Below are 26852 nucleotides of genomic sequence, written 5' to 3'. Positions count from 1 at the left end.
GACTGGTGTATGGCCTTCAATCTACGTAACCGAAATTTCCTAAAGCTACTCGATTTCACCCCGAAAGAGATTCAGTTTCTGCTTGATCTCTCTGCGGATCTGAAGAAAGCCAAATATGCTGGCACCGAACAGAAGAAACTGGTCGGTAAGAACATTGCGCTAATCTTCGAAAAGGCCTCGACTCGCACACGTTGTGCTTTTGAAGTTGCCGCTTTTGATCAAGGAGCACAGGTTTCTTATATCGGTCCATCTGGATCTCAAATCGGACACAAGGAGTCGATGAAAGACACCGCACGAGTCCTTGGCCGAATGTACGATGGCATTGAATACCGTGGTTTTGGTCAATCCATTGTTGAAGAACTCGGTCAGTACGCAGGTGTGCCGGTTTGGAATGGCCTGACGGATGAGTTTCACCCGACACAAATTCTGGCGGACTTTTTGACTATGCTTGAGCATGGGCGTGGAAAACAGCTGCATGAGATTAAGTTTGCTTACCTTGGTGACGCACGCAACAACATGGGCAACTCCCTACTCGTAGGCGCGGCTAAAATGGGGATGGATATCCGCCTTGTCGCACCAAAAGCGTTCTGGCCAGAAGCAGAATTGGTCACCACTTGCCAGCAGATCGCAGATCAGACGGGCGCAAAAATCACCTTAACCGAAAACGTTGAAGAAGGCGTAAAAGGTTGTGACTACTTGTACACAGACGTGTGGGTATCCATGGGTGAAGCACCAGAAGCTTGGGATGAACGTGTCGCAATGATGACCCCCTATCAAGTCAACATGGATGTGATTGCTAAAACCGGCAATGCACAAGTGAAGTTTATGCACTGTCTACCTGCGTTCCATAATGATGAAACCACTGTAGGGAAACAAGTCGCTGAGAAATACGGTATGAAAGGACTGGAAGTGACGGAAGATGTGTTTGAGTCCGAACACTCTATCGTTTTCGATGAAGCGGAAAACCGAATGCACACAATTAAAGCTGTGATGGTTGCCACACTCGGTAGTTAATCTTAGGTAAGATTCGACACTAAAACCGTCGATGTAATCGCTTGCGTTCACCATTCTTCAGCGTATAATGCTCGGCAATTTGTCTGGAGATAGTAAAACCATGCCACGTAATTCGTGCTCTACCAAGCGTATTACAGTGAGTAAGCCAACACGCTTACTGGGACTTGTTTTTTCTATTTTCACCGATTTCTAAAGCCTCCCTTAATGGGGGGCTTTTTTGTGCCTAAAATTCATGACTGGGAAGATGATTATGACAAACACGCTTTATAACAAGCATATTATCTCAATTCCTGAGCTTTCACGTGAAGAGCTGGAATTGATTGTCAAAACGGCTGGAGAGCTGAAGGCTAAGCCGCAACCTGAGTTAATTAAAAACAAAGTGGTTGCAAGCTGCTTCTTCGAACCATCAACCCGTACACGTCTCTCTTTCGAAACCGCAATCCAACGCATTGGTGGTGATGTCATTGGTTTCGATAATGGCGGTAATACTTCACTGGCGAAGAAAGGTGAAACATTGGCGGATTCCGTTCAGGTTATCTCTTCGTATGTTGATGCCTTTGTTATGCGCCACCCTCAAGAAGGTGCAGCACGCCTAGCTGCTGAGTTTTCTAATGGTGTACCAGTTATTAACGGTGGCGACGGAGCAAATCAACATCCGACTCAAACCGTACTGGACCTCTTCTCTATTGCAGAAACGCAAGATCGACTGGATGAGCTTAACGTCGCTTTCGTGGGTGATCTTAAATATGGTCGTACTGTCCACTCACTTACCCAAGCGTTGGCAAAATTTAACAACATCCGCTTCTTCTTTATCGCTCCAGAGGCGCTTGCAATGCCAGATTACATTTGCGAAGAACTCGACGAAGCTGGCATCCAATACAGTTTGCACACCGATATGGAAAGTGTCATTCCAGACCTAGACGTTCTTTACATGACTCGTGTTCAAAAAGAGCGTTTCGACGAATCTGAATACGCACATATTAAATCCGCATACATTCTTACGGCAGCCATGCTAGAAGGTGCACGTGAAAATCTTAAAGTGCTTCATCCACTTCCACGTGTCGATGAAATCACAGTGGATGTTGATAAAACCCCACACGCTTATTACTTCGAACAAGCAGAAAATGGCGTATATGCACGTCAGGCTCTACTTGCACTTGTACTAAATGAAACACTGTAATCGAGGAGAAAAAACCATGAACAAAGAAACTCAATTGCAGGTTGAAGCGATTAAAAATGGCACCGTAATCGACCACATTCCAGCACAAATTGGCATTAAGGTGCTCAAGCTGTTTTCAATGCATAAATCACAACAGCGCGTAACCGTGGGCTTAAACCTGCCTTCATCTGCCCTAGGTCATAAAGACCTACTCAAGATCGAAAATGTGTTTATCACTGAAGAGCAGGCAAGCAAATTAGCGCTTTATGCACCGCATGCCACGGTCAACCAAATTGAAGACTATCAGGTTGTTAAGAAGCTGGCTCTCGAGTTACCAGAACAAGTGAATAATGTATTTGAGTGTCCGAACACCAACTGCATCACACACGGTGAGCCAGTAGAAAGTAGCTTTAAAGTATTCGAGAAAAACAACGATATTCGATTGAAGTGCAAGTACTGTGAGAAAGTTTTCTCTCGTGAAATCGTCACTGAGCGTTAATGAATATTTGAGAGTTAACTTAAGGTAAGAATTTGTCCCTGCTTAACTCAAGCAGGGATTTTTACCTTTACGAAGCACGAGATTCGCGGCAAACTGAGTTTTCTTCCAGTAACCCTAAACAGATGGAATATAACAATGACTAAAGTACTTCACACGGAATCAGCTCCTGCAGCTATCGGCCCATATGTGCAAGGTGTTGACCTTGGTAACATGGTACTGACTTCAGGCCAAATCCCAGTAAACCCAGCTACGGGTGAAGTATCATCTGACATCGCAGAACAAGCTCGTCAGTCTCTAGAAAACGTAAAAGCAGTAGTTGAAGCCTCTGGCCTATCTGTATCAGACATCGTAAAACTAACGGTGTTTGTAAAAGATCTAAATGACTTCGGCACAGTAAACGAGGTTTACGGTAAGTTCTTTGATGAGCACAATGTTGCTCACTACCCAGCACGTTCTTGCGTAGAAGTTGCTCGTCTACCAAAAGATGTTGGTATCGAAATCGAAGCCATCGCTGTACGTAAGTAATCGAAGCCATCCCCAAAAAAGCGAGCTCTAATGCTCGCTTTTTTGTTTTCGCTAATAGTAACGTTCACATCCATGATGAAGCTGAGGCTCATCAATCAAATCCTCAACATCAACTTCAAACTTTTGATGTGAGCTTCGATCTTCGATCACGACCGCATGCGTACTTTCATCCGTCTCGACCACGACTCCAACTCCCTGACGGCATTCAACTAGCATGCCCTTTTCTAGCTCCCTAATATCCATCTTTTTTCTCCTCTGCTACTCAGTAAGTACAGCAGGAAAAACAAAAGGATCAAAAAAGCCGACTCGAAAGTCGGCTTTCTCATTATTCAAATTGGATTACTTGTTTACAAAGTCAACACCCGTTTGGATGTCGCCGTTAAGTGTTTCAAGCATGCCATCTAGTGCAGATTTCTCGAAGTCACTCAACTCACCGTAGCTTAGTACTTCTTCTACACCGTCTTTGCCTAGTTTCACTGGCTGTGCGAAGAATGGTGCGTGCTCGCCATCACCTTCAACGTATGCGTACTCAACAACTTCTTCACCTTGAAGTGCTTTAACAAGAGCTAGACCAAAACGACATGCCGCTTGACCCATAGATAGAGTCGCACTACCGCCACCCGCTTTAGCTTCAACAACTTCAGTACCTGCGTTTTGAATACGTTTAGTCAGTGCTTCTACTTCTTCAGCCGTAAACTCAACACCCTCAACTTGAGACAGTAGAGGAAGAATCGTAACACCTGAGTGACCACCGATAACGGGTACACGTACTTGGCCTGGATCTTTGTCTTTCAGCTCAGCAACAAACGTTTCTGAACGAATTACGTCAAGCGTAGTTACACCGAAAAGACGACGCTTGTCGTAAACACCAGCTTGCTTAAGAACTTCAGCTGCAATTGGCACAGTGGTATTTACAGGGTTAGTAATGATACCAACCATTGCTTTTGGACATACATCTGCGATGCGTTGAGCAAGAGACTTCACGATGCCCGCGTTTACGTTAAATAGATCCGCACGGTCCATACCAGGCTTACGTGCCACACCCGCAGAGATCAGTACAACGTCAGCACCTTCGAGTGCAGGCGTTGGATCTTCACCAGCATAACCTTTGATTGATACTGGTGTTGGGATGTGGCTTAGATCTGCTGCAACACCCGGAGTCACAGGCGCAATATCATACAGAGCGAGATCTGTACCAGCAGGAAGGCGGTTTTTAAGTAGAAGGGCTAGGGCTTGACCGATGCCACCAGCGGCACCAATAACAGCTACTTTCATCGTAGTTCTCCTTGAGAAGATTCTCTTATATATGTTTTGTAGGGCGATTTAAAATCAGCTGCGTTCAAGCTAAACCAATCACAACCTGATTACAATCAATTAACGTCAGCTTTGCGACCTTGCGCAATGCGACTAAAGCGTGCTACACACATTGCGGCTATTATGATCTGCTTTACCTTTGATGACAAAGATTTAAGAGGCATTTCTACGGAAAATAACCTTGAAGTTTACAGTGATATGCTAGACAGAAATTGGGCTTGAAGTTGGCACTATGTGCATAGCTATGCGAGAATATTCACTTGCTTTTTATATTCACCAACATAGAAAGAGAACCATGCGCCATTCAGAAAAACAAGATAACCTCGTTCGCGCTTTCAAAGCCCTGCTAAAAGAAGAACGTTTTGGCTCCCAAGGCGACATTGTGGAAGCTCTTAAAAACGAAGGGTTTGAGAATATCAACCAGTCAAAAGTATCACGCATGCTGACTAAGTTCGGTGCTGTACGTACTCGCAATGCAAAAATGGAAATGGTTTACTGCCTTCCAGCAGAGCTTGGTGTGCCTACAGTTTCAAGCTCTTTGCGTGAGCTGGTTTTAGATATCGACCACAACAATGCACTCGTTGTGATTCACACAGGCCCGGGGGCCGCTCAGTTAATTGCTCGCTTACTCGATTCACTGGGCAAATCAGAAGGCATTTTAGGTGTTGTCGCTGGGGACGATACCATCTTCATTACGCCAACGTTATCAATTACTACAGAGCAACTCTTTGCCTCTGTGTGCGATCTGTTTGAATACACAGGCTAGTTTCATATAAAACAGCAAAATATAAATCGCGCCGCCAATTTAGCAGCGTGATTTAGATCACATCTTAAATAAATCATTCTTTGGTTTAGGCCGGAGTATAACTCGATGATTTTAAAAGATTTTAATCTCGAAATATTCACTAAACATTGTTAGAACAACTAGGCATATTGTCTATATTCTTTAACAATCGTGTAATTATGTGCCAATTTTTTGATATTATTCAGCCGCTTTTTCAACATACGGATTGGAAAAGGTGCCGTTTCCGTTTATAGGAAACTCCCACAGCAACTACAATTGCTTAGGGTTAATAATGAATAAAGGAAGGGAAATTCATGGCATTGAACAAACTTATTAAAGTTGGTGCGATTGCAGCTGCTGTTATGGGCGCTGGCGCAGTTAACGCTCAAGAGTTCATCACTATTGGTACTGGCTCTGTAACGGGTGTTTACTACCCAACTGGTGGTGCTATCTGTAAGCTAGTCAACAAAGGCCGTAAAGAACACAACATCCGTTGTTCTGTAGAATCAACTGGTGGTTCTATTTACAACGTAAACACTATGCGTGCTGGTGAACTAGACTTCGGTATCGTTCAGTCTGACTGGCAGTACCATGGCTACAACGGTACAAGTAAGTTTGCTGAGCAAGGCCCGTACAAAGAGCTACGTGCTGTATTCTCTCTACACACAGAACCATTCAACATCATCGCTCGTAGCGATGCTGGTATTGAAAATGTTACTGACCTTAAAGGTAAGCGTGTAAACATTGGTAACCCAGGCTCTGGTGACCGCGCAACTATGGGCGTGGTTATGGAAGCAATGGGTTGGACTAACGAAGACTTCAAACTGGCTTCTGAACTTAAAGGTTCTGAGCGTTCCCAAGCTCTTTGTGACAACAAGATCGACGCGTTCGTATACGTAGTTGGTCACCCAAATGGATCTATCAAAGAAGCAACAACTTCATGTGATGCGAAACTCGTTTCAGCAACTGGTGCGAAGATCGATGAAATCGTTGCAAACAACCCTTACTACGCATACAGCACAGTTCCTGCTGGCATGTACCGTGGTACAGACAAAGACGTAAACAGCTTTGGTGTTGCGGCAACAATGGTAACTTCGACAAAAGTGTCAGACGAAGTTGCTTACAACGTTGCTAAATCTGTATTCGAGAACTTCGATACATTCAAACGCCTACACCCTGCGTTTGCAAACTTGAAGAAAGAAGACATGGTTAAATCAGGTCTTTCTATCCCTCTACACCCAGGTGCAGAGAAGTACTACAAAGAGATCGGCCTACTTAAGTAAGCCCTCTTTGAAAACCAAGGAGGTATTCGCCTCCTTGGTTAAAACTCGTACTCATTAAAACACTAGACTCTATTTTGAGTTTCATTCTCTAGAAGCTCTACCTCGTTATATACCCAAGAAACCATACAACTGAGCAATATTTCATCTTTTCACTACAATGAAAGATGCAAAATAAAGGTTCTCATAATCATAAATATACGGACCATTTATAATAAGGATTAAGTACATGTCGAAGACAACAACTCCGTCTCAAGATGTGCAAGAAATGGTAGCTCAATCCGATACTGGTGCGCGTGCTCCTGCTGGACTGTCAGGTCGCATCCTATGGTTTGTGCCGCTATGTTGGTCACTGTTCCAACTTTGGTACGCATCCCCTCTGCCGTTCATTTTTAACTTTGGCGTACTCAACGATACCGAAGCACGTTCTATTCATTTAATGTTCGCTGTATTTCTCGCGTTTACAGCCTACCCAGCAATGAAGAATTCACCACGTGATCGCATTCCAGTTGTTGACTGGTTGCTTGCGCTAGCGGGTAGTTTTTCCGCTGCCTATATCTATATTTTCTATACCGAACTCGCGGGCCGTTCTGGTGCACCTACGACGTTTGACATCGCTATCGCTATCTCAGGTATGCTGCTACTTCTAGAAGCGACTCGTCGTGCACTTGGTCCACCGCTAATGGTCGTTGCGGCAGTCTTCCTGCTATACACCTTTGGTGGTCCTTATATGCCGGATGTCATTGCCCATAAAGGTGCTAGCCTCAATAAAGCGATGTCTCACCTATGGCTAACAACCGAAGGGGTATTTGGTGTTGCCTTGGGTGTTTCAACCTCGTTTGTTTTCCTGTTTGTCCTATTTGGCGCAATGCTTGAGCGAGCAGGTGCCGGTGCTTACTTTATTAAAGTCGCCTTCTCACTGCTAGGTCATATGAAAGGCGGTCCAGCGAAAGCAGCCGTCGTTGCATCAGGTCTCTCTGGACTTGTTTCAGGCTCGTCGATTGCTAACGTCGTTACAACAGGTACCTTCACCATTCCGTTAATGAAACGGGTCGGTTTCCCAGGAACGAAAGCGGGTGCGGTTGAAGTTGCCGCTTCAACGAATGGCCAGCTAACACCACCGATTATGGGTGCCGCAGCCTTCCTTATGGTGGAGTATGTGGGTATTTCCTATGTCGAAGTCATTAAGGCCGCGATTCTGCCTGCTCTGATCTCATACATTGCTCTAATTTACATTGTTCACCTTGAAGCTTGTAAAGCGGGCATGACTGGTCTGCCTCGTCGTCATACGCCTAAATTTATTAATAGCCTACTTTCTTTTACTGGCACCATCTTAGGTCTTTGCGTGATCAGTGGGGCTGTCTATTACGGTGTTGGCTGGACTAAAGATGTATTTGGTGATGCCGCAACACCAATTGTCACTGTTGCACTTCTGATTGCTTATGTGGCTTTAGTGAAGATATCTGCAAGCTATGCGAAAGAAGGGTCGATCGAGATTGATGCTGAACTAACGGAAGTTCCAGATCCAGGGCCTACCATCAAATCGGGTTTGCACTATCTACTTCCTATCGTTGTATTAGTTTGGTGTTTAACTGTTGAACGTTTCTCTCCGGGTCTATCGGCGTTTTGGGCGACGGTATTTATGATCTTTATCTTGATCACTCAACGTCCGCTAATCGCCGTATTATCGAAAGAGGGCGACGTGGCTGAGCAGACTAAAGTCGGTTTTGTTGATCTTGCCGAAAGCCTGGTCTCAGGTGCACGTAACATGATCGGTATCGGTGTCGCGACAGCGGCAGCGGGTACCGTTGTTGGCGTCGTAACACTGACTGGTATCGGCCTGGTAATGACTGACTTTGTCGAGTTTATCTCTGGCGGCAATATCATCATGATGCTGGTGTTCACCGCAGTGATCAGCTTGATCTTAGGTATGGGTCTACCAACAACAGCAAACTACATTGTTGTTTCAACTCTGATGGCTCCCGTGATCGTGACGTTAGGCGCTCAAAGTGGCTTCATCATTCCACTGATTGCTGTCCATCTATTTGTGTTCTACTTCGGTATTCTGGCAGATGATACTCCACCAGTGGGCTTAGCGGCTTTCGCTGCTGCTGCAATAGCAAAGTCAGACCCGATTCGAACCGGTATCCAAGGTTTCACCTACGATATTCGTACAGCAATCTTGCCATTTATGTTCATCTTCAATACCCAGCTACTATTGATGGGAATTGATAGTTGGTGGCATTTATTGCTTACGATCATATCGTCTGTGATAGCAATGCTGATATTCTCAGCGGCAACACAAGGCTGGTGGTTTACCAAGAACAAATGGTGGGAGACTGTGCTGCTGCTTTTCCTAACCTTTACTTTCTTCCGTCCGGGTTATTGGTGGGATCAGATTTACCCAGCTAAAGAACTTTACCCAGGTACTGAAATTTCTCAAATTACCGAGCAGTTGAATGTTGGCGAAAGTATTGAACTGATCGTATCGGGTGAAAACCTTGAGGGTGATTTCATTTCGAAAACGGTACGTCTTCCATTTGAAGATAATGCCACCACCGCCGATGAGAGAATCAGTTCGATGGGCTTGATGCTCAACAACACCGACAGCCGCATGGTTGTTGATATGGTTGAGTTTGGTAGCCCTGCCGAAGCGGCTGGGATCGATTTCGACTGGGAGATAACTTCGGTTGTCGTGGCCGCTGATCGACCAATGAAAGAGTGGGTGTTTGTACCTGCACTGATCCTCTTAATTGGTCTTGCATTAAACCAAAAACGACGAGCTCGAAAGGAACAGCTGAGCGCGTAACAATGAAGAGAATCAATAATGTATAAGCAAATTCTTGTTCCTGTCGATCTGAACGACAAAGGCTTTTCCGATAAAGCTGTCGAGCTTGCTATTTGGCACGCAAAACACTCAAATGCGGTGGTTCACCTTTTGAATGTATTGCCTGGTATTCACATGTCAATGGTGGCTAGCTACTTCCCTAAAGATGCAGCCATGAAGATGAAAGCCGATGTTGAAAATCAGCTCAAAAAGTTCGCGGTAGAGCACGTCTCTGAAGATATCGTCTACAAAGTCCATGTTGCGGAAGGTAAGCCTTACTCAACCATTCTTGATTTCGCAGAGAAACTTGGTGCCGATCTTATCGTCATGCCAAGCCACAAACGCTCGAAGATCGACAAAGTCGTACTTGGCTCTGTCGCAAGTAAAGTGGTTCAAAACTCCCCGATCAATGTATTGGTAGTAAAACCACAAGGCTAACAACCTTGGCTATGTGTTTCAAAAGGGTGCCGTGTTGGCACCCTTTTTTAATAGGTTTTTCCTATTAAATATATCGAAACAAGCCAATTTGATTAATGCGAATAGTTATCAATAATAGCTCCATCGACAACAACATCGAGCTATCAAGATGAAAAAGACACTAACATTCGCATCTCTTCACTTTACGATTGCATTTACAGTGGCATACCTGCTGACAGGTGATCTGATCATCGGTAGCCTGATCGCGATGATCGAGCCTTCAGTAAACACTGTCGCTTTCTATTTTCACGAGCAGATCTGGACAAAAAGCCAGTTACTGAAATCTTTTGCGCGCTCAGCAAAAATCAAGACAACCAGTTTTGCAATTGTGCATTTTAGTGTCGCATTTGGTGTGGTGTATGTAATGACTGGGGATGCATTTGTTGGAGGTATCATGGCCTCAATAGAGCCAACCATTAATACCTTCGCTTACTACTTCCATGAGAAGGTGTGGCAGCGCAAACAGGACGCTACCCTTAACTGGCATTGCAGTCACGCCTAAAGCGGATAGTGGGATACACACATCTCTTTACTCAGCCCAACGTGAAAGCGTTGGGTTTGGCCGTCTAGCGTCACCTCGAGCAAATAAAGATCCTCAAGTTTTGGAGCAACGCTATCGGCATAAATAGGGGCTTCAATTTGAAACAGTGCGCTCGCATGGTTATCACGCACGTCAATGGGCAGGTTATACGTCATGCCGTTAAACTTCACCGATGCGGATACTAAGCCAGGCAAATAGGTTTTGTAGTGCAGATCAACCAAAAACTCACAACCTCCTCCGTGATGCCAAATCTGTTCAGTGGTCACATGTTCCAAACGGACATTGCGAATGAACTGCAAATACGGTTCCTTCCAGATGCCAATGCGTTCATCAAATTTGTGTGTGTCAATGACCCCTAAATGGCAAAGATCATTGCTGCCTTCTTCATCGAGTAACCAATCATCTTCGTCTTGAAGAAACAGAATTTCAAAACGGTTACGACCCATTTGCAGATAAGGACGAATATCTTTTTTGTAGACTGGCTGAGATTTATCACAATCGAAGACTGCAACACCATTGAGGCGCACTTCAGCGTGATAATCAACACCTGCTATGATCAAGTCTACCGATGGGAAGTTCAGCATTGTTTCATCGACTTCAATATCGTGCATCAAGTGCCATTCCTGCTCCGCAATGTCTTCTTCCGATAAGGTGTTAGGTAAAACCTGACTTAAAGGGGCTGGAAACGTGATGTCATCTTGTGGAATAGATAAATCAGTCAGTGGGGAAACTTGCCAAAGGCCTGCAAGGGAGAGTTTCATCGGTGCAAATATTGTCCTAGATCAAAGTTGCCTGATTATAATGCGAATCAACAGGCAAAAGATACTCAGCCTTTGAGACAAAACAAAAATACCAGCCTAGTGGCTGGTATTTAAATTCGGTGCGATGTCAGAGATTACTCTTCGTCGTCGTCATCTTCATCAGGGTAAAGTGCGTCTTCACCGTCAGACACCCTTACACTTTTATTAATGAGATTGGTGTGAGAAGGTATAATCTAAAAGGCTTATCTCACTATTCGCACATTATTGCAATAATCATGCGAAAAGATAGAAAAAGGTGTGAATTTACAAACTAAAAAATTCTCACCTTTTGGTATGGCAGCATACCAATATGATAGCTGCTGTTTGGACTTCACTTTCACCTCACTCAATGATAATAAGAAGCTCTATCCTTTTCGATATTTAGGGCTTAAATCTGACCACCCACACCTTTAAACTTCTCAACAAAAGCAGCTATCTTACGGAACACAGTCTGCTTGAGCGTTCGATATTTAGGGTTGAGTGGGCTTAACTTCGGCAATGCTTCTGTCAGCGCGGTGCCATTCTCAGATGCATACTCACGCTTCAACGATGAAGTGATATATCGTTTAGCGGCCTCTTCATTCAATTTTTCAGAATCAATGATCGCAGCTGCTTCGCGTTTTTGTTCTGCTTGTGCAAACTTGAAAAACGCGTCAATGATGCTGGCTTTATCGCTAATTTCGTCTAGGTTGGTTTGATTAATAAAATCAACAACTAAGCTCTCTTTAGCTCGGTTACCAAGGCTACCACGGATAAGACGGCGCACTTCATCGATTAACCCTTCTTTGCTCTTGTTCTTCTTATTGTGTTCAAAGATCAGCTCAAGAATGTAATCCAGATTAATTTCTTGCGATTTAAGTAAATCGACCTCAAAAACGACATCATCCCAGTCCATGGTCGGTTTATCTTTTTCCTGGCCTTCTTTCTCACGACGTAACCAATCACGGGTATCGTTATAAGTAGAACGATAATCCTGAACCACACGTTCGTTTAGCATTTCTATCGTTTGCATTACCGCAATGTCTTCATCGTTCAGATAATATTTTTCTTTGAACGCTTCAACAGCCTGCTCATCACTGGTATCTAGGTTTTGCAGCGCTTTAAGACCAGCGAATTCATCATAGTTCTGTAGGATATTTTCCGCTTTAAGGTATTCGCCAAACAACTTAGCAAAGTCTTTTTTATCTTGTTCTTTTACGATGTCTTCAGGGTTAGGAAAACGCTCCTGCAACTCCCTGACAATCTCAACAAAACCACGGCGAGCCTGACCTGTTACGATATCGGTAAAGCCTTCCATGTACTCTTTGTAGCTTTTTTCGAGTACAACGTTCTTCGTGTTTTTATCCCCAAACAAGGTAATAGCATCAACGGTCGCTTGTTCTAGGTCTCGGAAAGTCACAATGTTGCCAAAGGTCTTAGTCGCATCATAAATACGGTTAGTCCGGGAGAATGCTTGCATCAAACCGTGATAACGTAAGTTCTTATCAACGAATAAAGTGTTCAGCGTTGGCGCATCAAACCCTGTTAAGAACATCCCAACAACAATCAGTACATCGATTTCTTGCTTTTTCACTCGCTGAGCAAGATCGCGGTAGTAGTTTTGAAAACCATTGCTGTCTACACCAAAGTTGGTCTTAAACATCCTGTTGTAATCATCAATTGCAGCGCTTAGAAATTCTTTGGCACTGCTATTCATTGCGGTTACTTCAAAACTTTCATCTGCGATATCACCAATGGCATCTTGCTCTTCATTTGCAGCAAAAGAAAAGATAGTTGCTACTTTCAGTGGCTTATCTGCGTCTTTCTGCAGTTGTAAAAAGGTCTCGTAGTAGGCTTTTGCTGCATCCACACTACTTACTGCAAACATGGCATTAAAGCCTTTTGCGCCCTTATAAGCCCGATGAGTTTTCTGATTAAAGTTATTTAAGATGTATTGCGAGATCTCCCGAATACGCATGGGGTGTAAGAAGGCTTGTTTGTTTTCAGCAGCGCTTAGCTTTTTGTCATCTTGCTCTGTTTCAATACTCTTGAAATGAGGACGAACATCATTGTAGTCCACTTTAAACTTAAGGACTTTTTCATCACGAATCGCATCTGTAATGACGTAGGTGTGAAGCTGTTGACCAAAGACACTGCCTGTTGTTTCTGCTCCAAGCGCATTGTCAGGAAAAATAGGCGTACCAGTAAAACCAAATTGGTAATACTTTTTAAATTTCCTCTTAATGTTCTTTTGCGCTTCACCAAACTGGCTGCGGTGACACTCATCAAAAATAAACACGACTTGCTGCTTGTAGACAGGCAAATCGCTTTCACTCTTGATTAAATTGTTGAGCTTTTGAATGGTGGTAACAATGATTTTGTTATCGTCTTTATCCAGATTGCGTTTAAGCCCTGCAGTACTCTCTGAACCATTCACGCTATCCGGTGAAAAGCGCTGATATTCCTTCATGGTCTGGTAGTCGAGATCTTTACGGTCAACAACAAAGAATACTTTATCTACAAAATCTAATTTCGTTGCTAATCGTGCCGCTTTGAAACTGGTGAGCGTTTTACCCGAACCGGTGGTATGCCAGATATAACCACCGCTTTCCGTATTACTCCAGCTTTTGCTGTTATAGGCGCTTTTAATCTTCCATAAAATGCGCTCAGTCGCCGCTATTTGATAGGGACGCATCACTAGCAGAGTATTGCTGACATCAAACACAGAGTAACGCAGGATTACTTCCAGCAAGGTTTCTTTTTGGAAGAAGGTTGCTGTAAAGTCTTTTAAATCTTTGATGAGGTTGTTGTCTGACTTCGCCCAGTTCATAGTGAAGTCATAGCTATTTTTGTTGCGCTTGGTGGTATTAGCGAAGTACCGGGTATCAGTACCATTTGAAATCACAAACAACTGCAAAAACTTATATAATGAGTTTTCAGCGTTGAAGCTTTCTTTGCTGTATCGATGAACCTGGTTAAAGGCTTCACGAATCGCCACTCCGCGCTTTTTCAGCTCAATTTGAACCAATGGTAAGCCATTGACTAAGATAGTCACATCATAGCGGTTAGCATGGCTGCCGGTCTGTTCAAACTGTTTAATTACCTGAACTTTATTGCGTGCGATGGTTGTCTTATCAAACAGGTAAATATTCTCAATATGACCATCATCAAATACAAAATCGTAAATATAATCGCTGTGTACTTTACGAGTTTTCTCGATGATGTTGTCACTTGGCGTATTTAGGTACTGTTCCTGAAAACGTCCCCACTCAGCGTCGGTAAACTCAACTTTATTGAGATCTTGAAGTTGAGTCCGCACATTTGCCATCATTGAGTCTGGGGTTGTTAACTCAGGCAAAAACTCATAGCCTTGATTCTGCAAATCCTGAATCAGTTCTCGTTCTAAATCACTTTCACTTTGATAACTATCACTAGGCTGCAATTGTTTGGTGTATTTATCTAAGACGATAAAGTTATTGGATTCTGCAATCGTTTTAAAGTCAGTCATTTTGCTCTCCCTGCTGCCAATAGCTGTAGTTCTCCATTAAATTGTCCAACAGAAGCTTCACTGTTTGTTTTTCTTGTTCATTTGGTTCTGAAATAACTTCACTGGACAGAGAACTATGGCTAGTAAATTGAATAATTCGGTTTAAATAGGCCTGTTTATTACCAGGGACAGTGTTTAGCAGCTCTCCCCATTCAGGGTACCCCAAGAATCCTGCTGTTTTTTCGTATAAATTACGCAGCAGCATAAAGTGATAACGCTCTATTTGATTGTGCTCTATAGCTTGTTCGAGGAGCTGTTTTAAATGCAAGTGATATGAAAAACTCTTGTTGGAATCACCATACTTAACATTCAAGTTAAATGTACCATCCTCAAAGCGCTCCAATAGGTAACAACCGTCTTTTTTGTTGCCTTTCTTGAGTCCCAACTCGTTATGAAGAACGTTGTAGAAAAGTGGGCTATGGGTCGTGATAATAAACTGAAGCCCTCGGCCACCGGTAAAATCGCTGGACTTAATTAATGCCGCTAGATCGACCGCCAATTGAATAAGATGGTTATCGTCTAAGGAACTTACTGGATCATCAATGAATACATAGTTGAGCTTATCAAAGGCATTGGTTTCTCTATCATCAATTTCGGGAACGTTGAGTACTTCTATTACCTGTTCAAGTAAGCTATAGAACACACTCCAAATCAGGTTACTTTCTTCACCCTTTGAAATTTTTAGATTCCCCAAATGATCGTCGTCCCCAGCTACCATTGAAAAAGAGACTTCTGAAAAGTCAGCATTAAACTCCGGGGTCAATTTACTATTTGTCAGACGTTGAAAATGGGTCACGATGTTCCGGTCCTGCCCCTGGTCTTCAAAAACCCATTTGGTAAACGCATTTGGGTGTATTTTTAGTTTTCTAGACTCATCCGCTTCTAAGTCGTTATCCCAATAAAAAAGGTCTTCGGTGAAGGCGTTATAATAGAGAATATTTTTGTTCGACAGCCCGAAAGGCTCTGCAACATCCTCTTCATTCATTTCAGCTGCTAGCATTTCCTTGAATGCTCTTGAAAGCCGAGTTTTCCCCGAGCCATTGAAGGCATAGATTAACTGCACTTTCTTAGGAGAATTTTTGAGTTCTTCTGCAATTTCTATTAGCGATTGTCCCATACTACTCGGCTACCTCCTGCTTAGGAAAACTCAACAGTAGATCCCGATAATACTCATATTGCTTTTGGCGTAGCTCTATTTCTCTCGGCAAACCATCAGAGATTGAAGTGGTGAGTGTATGGAACTTATCTAACACGGATACAATGCGTTTTTTTTCTTCAAGAGAAGGGTTGGGGATACTAATACTATTTAAATTCTTTTTGTTCAGCTTTGGCTGTGCGGCTCCTGAAATGTAAGGAGTTAGATCGATACTATTTAGGTAGTACTCTACATATCTTCTCTCAGCATAAGTTTCAAACTTCAGCACATGAGCATGATTATTTACCCAGTTTTTTCCACTAATACTAAATGCAATCGGTGTGTTTCTTGCCAATAGGTTGGCTCCATCTTCGGAAACAAGCAAAAAATCTCCATCAAAGATGAAGTCTTTAACATAATCAACAATACCAGATGCACCGTAGTATGGAATATCACCAGGTTCTCTCTGCCCGCTAGTTATTGGCTTACGTTTTGAGTTTAAATTTTCAGCAAGTTCACTTAACAACTTCCGCTCGACAACTCCTTCATCAAAGCTCAGCAATTGGTCTCGGTAGTAGTTGTATTGTTTTTTCCGCATGTTAAGCTCAGCGGTCAGCTCAGCGGTCAGCTCAGCGGTCATGGCGGTAAATGTATCCAAAGTGCTGACAATATCAGCTTGTATTGCCAGCGACTTTTCTGGATAACTTGGGCATGGGATGGGAATTTTCAACTCATTTAAAACGGATTGGGTTTGACTAGGAACACCACCCGCTTGATTCATCTCACCAAGACCTACCGTAGTTAAAAAGTAGTAAAGATATTTTGGATTAACTTGTGCTTCGTCAATTTCCGTGTAGAAAATAGTATCAACAGTCCAAAACGGAACATCGACGAAAAACAGATTACCTAGTGAGCCTTTTCTCGGAATTAAAACTGATGGCTTGTTGTAGGCATAAGTATCTGCATATCGCATGATGCCACCTGAACCATAAACAGGAAATTCACCATCACCAAGCGACTTATGATCTTTGCCATTTTTGATTCGTGCAATATCTCCAAGACGTTTGAATACAACTCCTTCCGGACAGGATTCAACAACTAGGTCATCAATGCAGCTCATGCCTTAACCTCCTCACCTTCAATTTCAGCCACAATGGTCTCAATATCACTACGAAGCTGATCGATTTTAGCAACTACAGTTTTAAGCTCGGCATTAAGTTCAGTAATGTCCACTAACTCACGAGTATCTTTAGTTTCGACATAACTGCTCACTGATAGGTTGTAGCTATTACCTGCTATTACGTCCAATTCAACAGATTTGGCAAAGTGCTCAACGTTATCTTTGCTGGCAAACACTTTCATGATGTCTTCGATATGCTGCTCAGTAAGCAGGTTGTTATTAGTTTCTTTTTTAAACAAACCGCTTGCATCGATAAACTGCGTAGTGGTGTCAGTTTTATGTTTGGACAGTACTAAAATATTTACCGCAATAGTGGTACCAAAGAACAGGTTGGGAGCTAGAGATATAACCGTTTCAACATAGTTATTATCAATGAGATATTTTCGGATTTTTTGTTCGGCTCCACCACGGTAAAAAATACCAGGAAAACAAACAATTGCAGCCCGACCTTTGCTAGAAAGGTAACTTAGCGCATGAAGCACAAAAGCAAAATCAGCTTTAGATTTTGGCGCAAGTACACCTGCAGGCGCAAAGCGTTCATCGTTGATTAATGTCGGGTCATCACTACCAATCCATTTAACTGAATATGGCGGGTTAGAAACAATAGCGTCAAACGGCTTATCATCGCCAAAGTGTGGTTCGCGAAGAGTATCGCCTAACTGAATATTAAACTTGTCGTAGTTGATGTTGTGCAAAAACATATTCATGCGAGCCAAGTTATAGGTGGTGTGGTTAAGCTCCTGACCAAAGAAGCCATCTTCAATGATATGTGCATCAAAGTGCTTCTTCGCTTGAAGTAGCAAAGAACCTGAACCAGCAGCAGGGTCGTAAATCTTATTAACGCTGGTTTGTCCATGCATAGCTAGTTGGGCAATCAGTTTAGAGACGTGTTGAGGCGTGAAGAATTCGCCTCCGGATTTACCCGCATTCGCTGCATAGTTAGAAATCAAGAACTCGTAAGCATCACCAAACAAGTCAATCTGGTTTTGGTCAAAATTTCCTAACGGAAGGTCTGCAACCCCTTTTAATACTTTGGCTAGACGTTCATTTTTTGCTTTTACCGTGTTCCCCAAACGGTTACTCGTGGTATCGAAATCAGCAAACAGGCCTTTAATGTCTTTTTCTGAATCGTAACCGTTGGCTGAATTTTCGATATCAGAAAAGATAGCGGCAAGGTCAGTATTTAGGTTCTCGTTTTTAGATGCATTAGCGACTACGTTGCTAAATAACTGACTTGGATAGATAAAGTAACCTTTGGTCTTAATCGCATCATCTCTGGCAAACTCGATATTTTCGTCATCATCCGACATAGCTGCGTAGTCGACGCTTTCATCACCACCGGTAATAAAGTGAACAAAGTTCTCACTGATAAAGCGATAGAACAAAGTGCCTAGTACATACTGTTTAAAATCCCAACCATCTACAGAACCACGAACATCGTTGGCGATCGCCCATATCTGGCGTTGCAGGGTGGCGCGTTGCTGGCTACTTGTCATTTTTATTATTCCTGTTTCAATTCGTTTTGAGCCATTATGAGCTCATTATCTGTCGAGCATTATAACGAGCAAAGGAGTGCGAATCTAACAGCTTGTTGTAAAAGTACTAACCTCGGATTAATTTAAGTCAACATTAATAAAAACAAGAATTTAGCATGAAAGCTTGCCTTGATGATGAACGACCGACTCCGAAAGGATAGCATCGGCTTTACTGCTCTGAAGAAGCTATTGCTTTGCTAGAGTAAGGAACGGTGACTGAAATCAGCCTAGATCATGATCTGGGAGATGATGCTCATGGTACCGGCTATGATGTGGTTTTGTAGATTGAAGAGGCGGTTGCAACGCAAGGTTTTCAACCACCGGTTATACCGGTTCACAGCGCGAATTCATCAGCAAGACAGAAAATGGAATCAGGGATTGCTAATATCAAACGGTTAAGTATGTTTGGTTGAATCTCTAGAGAAAAATACAAACCAGTCTCGTTTCTCTATATGATTTGAATCACGTATATAGCTGCGTTTACAGCAAAAATTGCTGCTAATTTCACCCCAAACGATACCAGCTGTCTTTTGTATGTATCAGCAATCGCTTGCTCAACTTCTTGCAGCTCAATCTTTGTGCGCTTTTCTTGATATAACCAAATGCCATCAAGTACTTTTTTAGCGGTTCCTGGTTTCCACTGTTCGTACAACTTTAGTCTTTCAAGAGAAGGGAACTCATCAAAGTGATTTCTGCTTCTGATAGAAGCAGCTATCTGAACAACAGTTCGTCTCTTTTTCAAAAGCATCGGCATTGCCCCAGTAAGTTAATTAATAATCCGCTGATTTTAAGCCGCGTATTTTAGAAATCAGTTCACTAGTAACGCCCTTTCCAAACTCTGAACGTAAGTAACGATCCGGGTAATGTTGTAATAGCTCTTCAGAGCCGACATCACCACAGACATACCATTGGGCTTTCAGACTGTGAGCATGGGCTAACATCTGACGGACTGAATTGTTGTCGTCCATATGCGTTCTGAAGGGTAACTCTGTGTCAGGGGCTAATTCATCGCCAGTAAACACACCATTTTCAATAAAACATGTACGAGTGTGGCGAGTTCCCAAAGGGTAAAGTAGTAGCCCTGCTTCTGACGCTGCACTTCTAAAGCCATCAACAGCATTTGAATCGGGCCTCACCATTTTTAATAAAGTCGTTGCTCTAGTTTTTAGCCATTCGTCAAATGCAGCATATAGACTTCCCTTACTGTGAATGTATTGATTTGAATACAAAAGGCTAAGCGTATCAAAGTACAAAATCTTCACTGAAATTTCCTAGTTTACATCAGCCATAGTTAAAGTGGTGCTTCATGAAAAAATCTAGATGACACCCTCGTTCCAAAGCTCTTTCTTCAATTTGCTTCCATAAGACCGGTAAATAGGTTTTAAGATCTTCCGCATCAGATTGATGATATTCATCCTCACAGTCCCCAGCAGCAGCTTTTAGCCACTCTAAGGGGGTTAAAATAGTGAGTCCAAGATGAAAATACTCTGGAATGGCTGCCCGTATTGATTCTTCGCTACCGCTAGCAACATAAATTGTGAGGCCTTCACCTGTCGCATAGTAATGACTAACACCTATATAGAACATATCAACTCCTTGCTGCTGGTTGTAGAATAAGAGTAATTTTGATTAGTCATAAAAATGCAGCAATGACACGCTCTTTGAAATTTCCCAAGTCCAACTGCCTAGGAGAAGTTGAGTACGCAGATATGGCTGACTGTTTTCCCGCATGCTCTTTATCCCAACTAAGTTGCTTGTTTCCAATATCAGTTTTTCTCTTCTGTCGTTCGGAGAAGTAGTCTCGACCTGACGAAACAGAAACTTGAGGTCTATCTTGTAAATTATCTGGCTTAATAAACAAACATGAGTCCGGAATATCTTTCTCGATTTGCTCTGCAAAGCTCACCAGACTCTCTTCAGCAAAAGTGTATAACCATGCCTGCTGGTTCGCGGATGCATTCGTCCGTAAAATCCGCCCTAAAACTTGTCTGAAATAAAGTTCTGTTTTCACAAAACTTAAATGGCAGCAAACTTGTAGACGTGGAATATCGGTACCCTCACTAATCATTCCAACGCTGATAATCCATTGAGTCATACCGTCCCGATACCCGTTGATTTTCTCTAATGGGCTTTCATGATAGTAAGTAACGACCTCTGTGCTTTGTTCATATGTCTCAGCCAAAATTTTCTGAATTTCGATTGCATGTCCTACCGATGAAGCAACAACCAAACCACCGGCATTAGGGTTATCCATACGTATTTCTGCTAGCTTTTTGCAACCAAGACCAAGTACATAGGTCATTGCATCAATATTTTGTAAAATGCTTTGATACGGAGTTGCTGATTGCTTTAAAAGTTCAGGAATTGACGAAAATGACTTCAATTGTCCACTTTCTGAGATAGATAAGCGCTCATTATCAATTAGTACAATTTTAGGTGAACGACAGACCTTATCGATAATCGCTTGCTTTAAACCGTATTGATAATCACAGTGGATACGACCTTCTGCGTCAGAATACTGCGCTAACGTAATTGGCAATAAATCTGAGCGCCAAGGAGTGCCAGATAGGGATAATGTAAACGCAGCAGTTCCTTGAATTTGTTTCAAAATTTGCTCACCCCATACATTGGCATTTTCAATTTCATCACCTGAACAATGGTGAATCTCATCAAATACAACCAATACACGGTGCTTTTTAATTGTTTCCCAAAAGCTGTCTCTAAGGTATTTCATACTCTGGTATGTAAACGATGCGCCTATTGAACCAAGTCCACCGGTAAAAGAGCATCCCAATCGCCATGAAAAGGTACTCTTGATACCATCAGCAATCGTTAATGATGGCGAAAAACAGAGGACCAGATCAATTTTGTCTAAGTCATACAGCCTTTTGGCGATTTCGGCAGCGGCCACCGTTTTTCCAGCCCCTGGAGTAGCCTGAACCTGAAAATGCGAATGTCCAGCAAGATACTTTTCTAAAGCCGAACCAACACACTCCTCTTGCCATAGTCTTAACATTTTACTTCCCCACAATTACGAAAGTTTAGGGCGTGATTAAGGACATTTATTTTGGCTAGATATCTAACAGAACGTTCTCTAGTCTCTTCGGATAGTTTTAACAATGATGATTTCTGCGAAGGTAACCTTTCAGACAATAGTTGAAATTCTTCGATCTCAGCTAAAGCTATCGCAAGTTCAGCTTCATACTTTCGTCGTTCCAAAGTCAGCTCATCTAGGGTAGTTACTTCATCCGAATTTTCTACGACTGTTTTTAGCTTCTGTTGCTTACGCTTTTTTGGTTTGAATACAGTTTCTTTGAACTGCTCTGATTTGTGGTATGTTCTTGTCCGCCCTTGGCCCTTAGTCCAAAGTAGTCCTTTCTTTTCTAAAGGCAATAACTGACGATAAAGAAACTTACGCGCTTCCGTTATGTCCTTAAATTCTCCCGTAATCGTTAGTAGTTCGTCCCTCAAGGCAGGAACAGTTAATCCATCAAGTCCTTTCTCGATGAATAGGGTAAAAATGTATTCATTAATCGCTGTTTTCTTCGTCATAAAAGCTCAACTACGAACCAAAAATACGGATTATAGTCCGTGGATATATAATCCGCAATGAAGGATATTCTTTCATTTTGAGTACCATTTAAAATGAAAGACTTAGCAAAACGGTTTGGAGATAACTTACGTAGAGAGCGTAAGCTCAAAGGTATATCTCAGGATAAATTGGCTATTTCAGCAGACATCGACCGAAGCTATGTCGGTCGCATAGAAAGAGGGGAGGTCAACATCACTCTAGAAAAAGCGTACCAGTTGGCAAGCATTCTTGGTTGCGATGTGCGGGATTTATTGCCCTAACATGAACTAGTTTGTACCATTCACACCTAAAATGATGGTTAATCCAGTTTCTGGTTACTTTTAAGGTGCTCATATTCAACAAGTTCACCTTCAATCTCTTGTTGAAGCTCATATACACGGAACATAAGTGATTTATTCAATACTTCTAACTCGTCATTGATAGCAAGAAGCTCATTTCTCTCTTTTCGATAATCTTCCTTTAGGTTAATTTGGTGTTTTAATTCGTCTCTGAGCTTTTCAATCTCACTGATATCCTCTCCATCTACTATATGCTCAGATAAGTCTTGATTAGCTAGTTCAGGTTTCTCAGGATTGTTGTAATTTTCAATAGCATCTTCAGCCACATCATCGATGAATTTTTTAAATTTATGGATGTAGCTACGCCCTAAACCAGCTTCAACATTGATTTTATTTAAGGTCAGTTTTCCCTTTGCTTTTGTACGTAGAGGCTTTCCTGCTAGCAATCGCTCAAGCGCTTTATTTAACTTCTCTTCAGCGGAAAGAGATTTTTCTTCTTGTATGATTCTTTTTAGTTCGTCTTCAACCACAACGATTTCTCGCTCTAATGTCATCGTTAAATGGCGTATAAGGAATTTCATGAGCTTTAAGCGTTAGCTCTTCCACTTGTATCTTCTGTTTTAGGCCGTTAAGAATTGAACTTTTTAATGGGTCGCCAGTGTTCAGGTCCGTAAACTTAGCAATTAGGCGATCTCGCTGTTTTGCAATCATTCTGGCACTTTTATCAGTCACTACCTTATGCTCACACTCTTTAATTTCCGCTCTGAATGATAAAGTACCACAAACCCGATCACATGAACCATTGGTGCAATAGGCACCACTTGGGAGTTGCATGATATGAAAGTTACCACGACGAAGGTTCTCTTCTATTTCCTCTCTAGTCATGATGATGCTTTCTCCAGACTGTAGCTTCTTCATACGGTCTTGCATGATTTTTTCACCTTTAGCACCGCTCAAATGTTCACTTTGGTTGTAGATTTCGTCAAAAATGTCAATGCCTAAATCAATCCCAGCCTCTTTCAAGTCATCTAGGATATCTTCATCCATCAAAAGATCGTTCATCTGCGCAAGTTCGGCATTATTGGCATAGTAGCCAGACATGTTAATATTTTCGTGCTTGAACTGAAATTTAATACCCGAAGGAGTACCGAAGCCATAGCGAACAAAGAATACGGCGAATGTTCGTCTGAAATCGTGAGAACTCAAACCATCGTATGTGCCACCAACTTTCAAGTCTCCCTCTCTTGTTGGGTTCAGCATATTGAATTCTTCGACATCTTTCAGGGTTACCTTATAGCCCAAGTTTTTGATAAATCTTTTCAGTGCTTTTTGTGGGTCAAAAATATAGTTATCACCACTTTGTCGCGTTGCTTTTACAACCAAAAACGCTGATTCAAGCTGTCTTCTCATATGATTAATCTTTTCGAGAACTTCACCTTGTTCTTCTTTTTTATCAACACCTTCCAGATAAAAATCGCGAGTAGATGCCATCATGTCATACGCTAATTCTAGTGCGGTTTCCGCGATAAAATGTGATTGCCAAGTTACCTTTTTAGGTTTTCCATTTGTCCCCTTAGTTGTTTCACCTTGGAGTACAGTTACTTTTTTGCCGTTAATAGTTACCCTATCAATGCTATCTTTATTGAAGCTTACAGCCTCACCAATCCTGACACCAGAAAAGCCCTGAACAATAACTAAACAACTGGTCAAAATATCAGCTAAGTCATCAGCATGAAAATCTACTTTAAAATCAGGAACACCATGGTTTTTTTTTCTTACTGCAATCTTTATTCTATTTCTTATAGCGTAAGGTTCCATTGATAGCACTCTTCCAGTACCTCGACCTTCAGTGCAAATTCTCTCTCCGGCTTCAACTCGTTTTTTAATTTCAAAGAGGTCCCCCATAGCCTTTGAAATATCATGACGATAGGGGTGATATTTTTCAACTACAGCTAGAGCATGATTCATCATACATTGATACAACCTATGCGGAATAGCTACATTCTGCTGCCCTACTGTGTCTGATGCACATTTCGTCATAGCCTGAGCGTCAACATATGATTTAAGCTCACCAATAGCTGTTAATTTATTTAATGCTGAAATAGCGTGACCAACAGTTGCTACTCCTAACTTTTTATTTTTAAGTTTGCGAATAAAATAAGCCCACTTTCTATAATTTTCTAAACAACTCCAATTTGTACCTTCTAAACAATCAGCAATACCCTGTAAGGCATATTTCATAGCATCCATTTGAGTAACAGATAAAGGCAGTGTTTCCGTCTTCTTTGAATGATGGTAAATCTTATACAAAGCGTCCTGTATCCCGTTAACATATGCCGGATTGGTAGCACTAAATCTGACTGTTAAAGAATATCGCACACCAACAGCATGCGAACTCGAAAAATCCCACATTTCCACGTGGTAAGGCTTATTTTTGGTGTTAATTCGATCAAGCCCGTCGATTAAAAACGCAGTCTTAGACTTAAGAATTGGAGCTAATGAAATAATGCTCATATCTTTATTTTGTTTCTTATCCATGGCTAAAACACCTCCAGTAGGTCAAGTAGGCTGTATCCGTCACAGTAGAGCGGATGGGGACCTTCTTCGTTGTACTTTTCTTGAGCTTTTACATAATTATCTGGGGAGATCTCTTTAAATCTCTTTAGAATTGAATCGATGGTATTGCATAACTTAAAGAACTTATCAGTTGGTAGGCTATTAATCGCCGGATAATCTTTCATTTCTAGCAGCGTATCGTTGAAAGACAACATCAGCCAAATATCCTCTACCTCCGAAACTAATCGGTGATATTCACATTCAAAACAATCTAGAAAATCCGTACAAGTTGCTTCTTCTGGTTGTTCAATTCCCATTTTTTCTAAATTTTTCTTAATTGTGTTAGCAGCACCTTTTGTGCTGTCCTTACAACGAGTTCCTAGCGATGTTTGCTTGTCATTCTCTTTTTCCTGCTTACGCAACCTTTTGTAATCGTAGTCACTCAGAACATCTGCATGATTAAACTTTGCCTTATTTGCTGCATCGTAAATATCCGTACCATTTTTCGAAAAGTCATACATGGCTTCATTCGATGCTGCCAAACTATTTTGGTGATCAATTTCATTACCATCTGAATAACTAGCGACTATAGTTTTAACTGAGTTATTTGCCGACATTGATACTAGCCAAATGTCTTGCGTTACCTTCATAAGCACGTCAATCTTTGTCTGGCGGAGTTTAGAGGGAGTAACGTGAGCTAGCCCCAATTTCTTCGTTAAATTATTGATTTTCTTCTGAGGACTACTTTGACCAGCTTCAATACATCCTTTAACTTCTCCTGATTTCATAAAATAGGGAAACAACCAGTCAGTATCTGAGTCTTTCTGGAGTTCCATTGAAATCTCTAGCCACTGATGAAAGAACTCTTGGGTCTTTTTATGAAAGCCCAACGATGTATCAAAATTTAAAAATCCTGCACGGTCTTTGGTCATATCAAAGTACACCTTGCCACCCACTCCTTTGGTAAACCTAACATCACCAAAGCGAAGATTAAGAATAGGTGTGGCGTTTTGCCCAGTGAAGCAGAAAGCAAGCATTGCAGACAGTCTAGAGAAATGATTACGTGTAGAGTTTTCGGTTTTTACCGCAAACGTAAATCCTTTCTTTTGGATCGATTTTTGGTTGTTAGTCCATTCTTCTTGCTCTGCCACTTGATTGAATAAATCTTCATGCCAAAAAGGATGTATCTCAGGTTTAGTTCCCTTCAGAAAGTGCTTTCTAAACTTACTAAACGCTGAGATATAACTACGAACCAAAGGCTTGAACTCGCCGCTCGGATCAATACCTTTATGTGATTCAGTGTCTTTTTTAGTACCTTTTATTGACTTCAACAGCTTTGCTTCAACAGCCCGATTATTGGCTTTAAGGAAAAAACTTAGCATTTTTTTCGCCGCAACCCATGTTGCTAGCTTTTGCTCACCTCGATTACATTTCTCTTGGTGATAACTCATAAAGGCGTTGTATAAGTCAGGATGAAAGTAGTCTGCATCAATCGGCTCTAAATGATTGTTATCCATCCAGCGAAGGTATAACCTCAGTTGGTTAAAGGATGCTTGTTTAGTTTTGTTGAAATCCATTTTTAAAATATGGTACACATCACGAACAAAACTCTCTCTGCCCACAACAGGGATATAGTCCACGCCAGATATTTTTTTTCCTCTTTGGCAATAGTTAGGCGCACCTTTAAAATTAAGTTGTTCAATATGACTGGTAGTCCCGTTCACAGTCAGCTTTAAGTCTGATAAAAGAATTGGTTCAACTGTGGCCACCGGATACTCATAAAAGTCGTCATCAAGGAAGACTGGTTTTGAAGGCTTTGTACGACTCATT

At 42.0% G+C, this 26852-nt stretch carries 25 protein-coding genes; 10 read left to right on the top strand and 15 right to left on the bottom strand.

Annotation, left to right across the window (positions count from 1 at the left end):
• Positions 1–9 precede the first annotated feature (9 nt).
• The 4 genes from QTN94_RS06860 (at position 10) to QTN94_RS06845 (ending at position 3197) form a co-directional block, all read left to right on the top strand.
• The gene (locus QTN94_RS06860) at positions 10–1014 is read left to right on the top strand and encodes an ornithine carbamoyltransferase (RefSeq protein WP_331427262.1); all 1005 of its coding nucleotides are present in this window, start codon (positions 10–12) and stop codon (positions 1012–1014) included.
• A 250-nt stretch (positions 1015–1264) separates the two neighbouring features.
• Complete coding sequence (gene pyrB, locus QTN94_RS06855; RefSeq protein WP_331417746.1) at positions 1265–2194, top strand: aspartate carbamoyltransferase; 930 nt, start codon at positions 1265–1267, stop codon at positions 2192–2194.
• A 16-nt stretch (positions 2195–2210) separates the two neighbouring features.
• The gene (pyrI, locus tag QTN94_RS06850; protein ID WP_138971931.1) at positions 2211–2672 is read left to right on the top strand and encodes an aspartate carbamoyltransferase regulatory subunit; all 462 of its coding nucleotides are present in this window, start codon (positions 2211–2213) and stop codon (positions 2670–2672) included.
• Positions 2673–2807: 135 nt separating this feature from the next.
• Positions 2808–3197 (top strand): RidA family protein, encoded by a 390-nt coding sequence (locus tag QTN94_RS06845; RefSeq protein WP_269377974.1) that lies wholly within the window; start codon positions 2808–2810, stop codon positions 3195–3197.
• Positions 3198–3248: 51 nt separating this feature from the next.
• On the opposite strand, the gene QTN94_RS06840 is transcribed toward QTN94_RS06845, so the two are convergent.
• Both QTN94_RS06840 and mdh read right to left on the bottom strand, forming a co-directional pair.
• The gene (locus tag QTN94_RS06840) at positions 3249–3440 is read right to left on the bottom strand and encodes a hypothetical protein (protein WP_138971929.1); all 192 of its coding nucleotides are present in this window, start codon (positions 3438–3440) and stop codon (positions 3249–3251) included.
• A 96-nt stretch (positions 3441–3536) separates the two neighbouring features.
• A complete protein-coding gene (gene mdh / locus QTN94_RS06835; RefSeq protein WP_138973808.1) occupies positions 3537–4472 on the bottom strand; it encodes a malate dehydrogenase in 936 nt (311 codons plus the stop codon).
• Positions 4473–4806: 334 nt separating this feature from the next.
• Here mdh and argR point away from each other — a divergent pair, with 334 nt between their 5' ends.
• The 5 genes from argR (at position 4807) to QTN94_RS06810 (ending at position 10381) form a co-directional block, all read left to right on the top strand.
• Positions 4807–5277, top strand: coding sequence for a transcriptional regulator ArgR (gene argR, locus QTN94_RS06830; RefSeq protein ID WP_269377972.1), 471 nt, complete (start codon positions 4807–4809; stop codon positions 5275–5277).
• A gap of 332 nt (positions 5278–5609) precedes the next feature.
• A complete protein-coding gene (locus QTN94_RS06825; protein WP_269377971.1) occupies positions 5610–6578 on the top strand; it encodes a TAXI family TRAP transporter solute-binding subunit in 969 nt (322 codons plus the stop codon).
• A gap of 226 nt (positions 6579–6804) precedes the next feature.
• Positions 6805–9384, top strand: a complete 2580-nt coding sequence (locus tag QTN94_RS06820) for a TRAP transporter permease (protein WP_331427261.1) — start codon at positions 6805–6807, stop codon at positions 9382–9384.
• Positions 9385–9402: 18 nt separating this feature from the next.
• A complete protein-coding gene (locus QTN94_RS06815) occupies positions 9403–9840 on the top strand; it encodes a universal stress protein (RefSeq protein WP_331417538.1) in 438 nt (145 codons plus the stop codon).
• A gap of 148 nt (positions 9841–9988) precedes the next feature.
• Positions 9989–10381 (top strand): DUF2061 domain-containing protein, encoded by a 393-nt coding sequence (locus QTN94_RS06810; protein ID WP_331417539.1) that lies wholly within the window; start codon positions 9989–9991, stop codon positions 10379–10381.
• Here QTN94_RS06810 and QTN94_RS06805 read toward each other — a convergent pair.
• The 10 genes from QTN94_RS06805 to QTN94_RS06760 all read right to left on the bottom strand — a co-directional run bounded on the left by QTN94_RS06805 (position 10378) and on the right by QTN94_RS06760 (position 22148).
• Positions 10378–11181, bottom strand: coding sequence for a glycosyl hydrolase 2 galactose-binding domain-containing protein (locus tag QTN94_RS06805; RefSeq protein WP_138973814.1), 804 nt, complete (start codon positions 11179–11181; stop codon positions 10378–10380). The two genes, QTN94_RS06810 and QTN94_RS06805, sit on opposite strands and share 4 nt — an antisense overlap.
• A gap of 427 nt (positions 11182–11608) precedes the next feature.
• Complete coding sequence (locus QTN94_RS06800) at positions 11609–14707, bottom strand: HsdR family type I site-specific deoxyribonuclease (protein ID WP_331427260.1); 3099 nt, start codon at positions 14705–14707, stop codon at positions 11609–11611.
• Positions 14700–15863 (bottom strand): AAA family ATPase, encoded by a 1164-nt coding sequence (locus QTN94_RS06795; RefSeq protein ID WP_130243315.1) that lies wholly within the window; start codon positions 15861–15863, stop codon positions 14700–14702. The genes QTN94_RS06800 and QTN94_RS06795 overlap by 8 nt, the downstream gene beginning before the upstream one ends.
• Position 15864: 1 nt before the next feature.
• A complete protein-coding gene (locus tag QTN94_RS06790; RefSeq protein WP_130243314.1) occupies positions 15865–17001 on the bottom strand; it encodes a restriction endonuclease subunit S in 1137 nt (378 codons plus the stop codon).
• A complete protein-coding gene (locus tag QTN94_RS06785) occupies positions 16998–18557 on the bottom strand; it encodes a type I restriction-modification system subunit M (RefSeq protein WP_331427259.1) in 1560 nt (519 codons plus the stop codon). Before QTN94_RS06785 ends, QTN94_RS06790 begins: the two co-directional genes overlap by 4 nt.
• A 487-nt stretch (positions 18558–19044) precedes the next feature.
• Complete coding sequence (locus QTN94_RS06780; RefSeq protein ID WP_130243312.1) at positions 19045–19344, bottom strand: hypothetical protein; 300 nt, start codon at positions 19342–19344, stop codon at positions 19045–19047.
• A 22-nt stretch (positions 19345–19366) separates the two neighbouring features.
• Complete coding sequence (locus QTN94_RS06775) at positions 19367–19858, bottom strand: hypothetical protein (protein WP_225460642.1); 492 nt, start codon at positions 19856–19858, stop codon at positions 19367–19369.
• A 19-nt stretch (positions 19859–19877) separates the two neighbouring features.
• Positions 19878–20183 carry a hypothetical protein gene (locus tag QTN94_RS06770; protein ID WP_225460641.1) on the bottom strand — a complete coding sequence of 102 codons (306 nt, stop codon included), beginning with the start codon at positions 20181–20183 and terminating at the stop codon, positions 19878–19880.
• Positions 20184–20229: 46 nt separating this feature from the next.
• Positions 20230–21612, bottom strand: coding sequence for a DEAD/DEAH box helicase (locus tag QTN94_RS06765; RefSeq protein WP_331427258.1), 1383 nt, complete (start codon positions 21610–21612; stop codon positions 20230–20232).
• Positions 21606–22148 carry a phage tail tape measure protein gene (locus tag QTN94_RS06760; protein ID WP_172789921.1) on the bottom strand — a complete coding sequence of 181 codons (543 nt, stop codon included), beginning with the start codon at positions 22146–22148 and terminating at the stop codon, positions 21606–21608. The genes QTN94_RS06765 and QTN94_RS06760 overlap by 7 nt, the downstream gene beginning before the upstream one ends.
• Before the next feature lie 93 nt (positions 22149–22241).
• Between QTN94_RS06760 and QTN94_RS06755 the strand changes: the two genes are divergently transcribed.
• Positions 22242–22448: a helix-turn-helix domain-containing protein gene (locus tag QTN94_RS06755; RefSeq protein ID WP_011149149.1), complete on the top strand. Its 207-nt coding sequence runs from the start codon at positions 22242–22244 to the stop codon at positions 22446–22448.
• 38 nt (positions 22449–22486) lie between these two features.
• Here the strand turns inward: QTN94_RS06755 and QTN94_RS06750 are convergent, their stop codons facing one another.
• The 3 genes from QTN94_RS06750 to QTN94_RS06740 are packed head-to-tail and all read right to left on the bottom strand — an operon-like array spanning position 22487 to position 26851.
• Positions 22487–23020, bottom strand: coding sequence for a hypothetical protein (locus QTN94_RS06750; RefSeq protein WP_331427257.1), 534 nt, complete (start codon positions 23018–23020; stop codon positions 22487–22489).
• On the bottom strand, positions 22989–25004 hold the full coding sequence (locus QTN94_RS06745) for a hypothetical protein (RefSeq protein WP_331427256.1): 2016 nt from the start codon (positions 25002–25004) through the stop codon (positions 22989–22991). Before QTN94_RS06745 ends, QTN94_RS06750 begins: the two co-directional genes overlap by 32 nt.
• Positions 25005–25006: 2 nt before the next feature.
• Positions 25007–26851 (bottom strand): hypothetical protein, encoded by a 1845-nt coding sequence (locus tag QTN94_RS06740; protein WP_225460165.1) that lies wholly within the window; start codon positions 26849–26851, stop codon positions 25007–25009.
• Position 26852: the final 1 nt, after the last annotated feature.

The sequence above is a fragment of the Vibrio sp. M250220 genome, from assembly GCF_036533795.1.
Lineage (GTDB): Bacteria > Pseudomonadota > Gammaproteobacteria > Enterobacterales > Vibrionaceae > Vibrio.
This window is presented reverse-complemented; position numbering and strand designations above follow the sequence as displayed.

Excerpts from the sequence above, each read along its gene's own strand:
- QTN94_RS06860 (WP_331427262.1), top strand. The coding sequence starts at position 10 with ATGGCCTTCAATCTACGTAACCGAAATTTCCTAAAGCTACTCGATTTC.
- pyrB (WP_331417746.1), top strand. The coding sequence starts at position 1,265 with ATGACAAACACGCTTTATAACAAGCATATTATCTCAATTCCTGAGCTT.
- pyrI (WP_138971931.1), top strand. The coding sequence starts at position 2,211 with ATGAACAAAGAAACTCAATTGCAGGTTGAAGCGATTAAAAATGGCACC.
- QTN94_RS06845 (WP_269377974.1), top strand. The coding sequence starts at position 2,808 with ATGACTAAAGTACTTCACACGGAATCAGCTCCTGCAGCTATCGGCCCA.
- QTN94_RS06840 (WP_138971929.1), bottom strand. The coding sequence starts at position 3,440 with ATGGATATTAGGGAGCTAGAAAAGGGCATGCTAGTTGAATGCCGTCAG.
- mdh (WP_138973808.1), bottom strand. The coding sequence starts at position 4,472 with ATGAAAGTAGCTGTTATTGGTGCCGCTGGTGGCATCGGTCAAGCCCTA.
- argR (WP_269377972.1), top strand. The coding sequence starts at position 4,807 with ATGCGCCATTCAGAAAAACAAGATAACCTCGTTCGCGCTTTCAAAGCC.
- QTN94_RS06825 (WP_269377971.1), top strand. The coding sequence starts at position 5,610 with ATGGCATTGAACAAACTTATTAAAGTTGGTGCGATTGCAGCTGCTGTT.
- QTN94_RS06820 (WP_331427261.1), top strand. The coding sequence starts at position 6,805 with ATGTCGAAGACAACAACTCCGTCTCAAGATGTGCAAGAAATGGTAGCT.
- QTN94_RS06815 (WP_331417538.1), top strand. The coding sequence starts at position 9,403 with ATGTATAAGCAAATTCTTGTTCCTGTCGATCTGAACGACAAAGGCTTT.
- QTN94_RS06810 (WP_331417539.1), top strand. The coding sequence starts at position 9,989 with ATGAAAAAGACACTAACATTCGCATCTCTTCACTTTACGATTGCATTT.
- QTN94_RS06805 (WP_138973814.1), bottom strand. The coding sequence starts at position 11,181 with ATGAAACTCTCCCTTGCAGGCCTTTGGCAAGTTTCCCCACTGACTGAT.
- QTN94_RS06800 (WP_331427260.1), bottom strand. The coding sequence starts at position 14,707 with ATGACTGACTTTAAAACGATTGCAGAATCCAATAACTTTATCGTCTTA.
- QTN94_RS06795 (WP_130243315.1), bottom strand. The coding sequence starts at position 15,863 with ATGGGACAATCGCTAATAGAAATTGCAGAAGAACTCAAAAATTCTCCT.
- QTN94_RS06790 (WP_130243314.1), bottom strand. The coding sequence starts at position 17,001 with ATGAGCTGCATTGATGACCTAGTTGTTGAATCCTGTCCGGAAGGAGTT.
- QTN94_RS06785 (WP_331427259.1), bottom strand. The coding sequence starts at position 18,557 with ATGACAAGTAGCCAGCAACGCGCCACCCTGCAACGCCAGATATGGGCG.
- QTN94_RS06780 (WP_130243312.1), bottom strand. The coding sequence starts at position 19,344 with ATGCTTTTGAAAAAGAGACGAACTGTTGTTCAGATAGCTGCTTCTATC.
- QTN94_RS06770 (WP_225460641.1), bottom strand. The coding sequence starts at position 20,183 with ATGTTCTATATAGGTGTTAGTCATTACTATGCGACAGGTGAAGGCCTC.
- QTN94_RS06765 (WP_331427258.1), bottom strand. The coding sequence starts at position 21,612 with ATGTTAAGACTATGGCAAGAGGAGTGTGTTGGTTCGGCTTTAGAAAAG.
- QTN94_RS06760 (WP_172789921.1), bottom strand. The coding sequence starts at position 22,148 with ATGACGAAGAAAACAGCGATTAATGAATACATTTTTACCCTATTCATC.
- QTN94_RS06755 (WP_011149149.1), top strand. The coding sequence starts at position 22,242 with ATGAAAGACTTAGCAAAACGGTTTGGAGATAACTTACGTAGAGAGCGT.
- QTN94_RS06750 (WP_331427257.1), bottom strand. The coding sequence starts at position 23,020 with ATGACATTAGAGCGAGAAATCGTTGTGGTTGAAGACGAACTAAAAAGA.
- QTN94_RS06745 (WP_331427256.1), bottom strand. The coding sequence starts at position 25,004 with ATGGATAAGAAACAAAATAAAGATATGAGCATTATTTCATTAGCTCCA.
- QTN94_RS06740 (WP_225460165.1), bottom strand. The coding sequence starts at position 26,851 with ATGAGTCGTACAAAGCCTTCAAAACCAGTCTTCCTTGATGACGACTTT.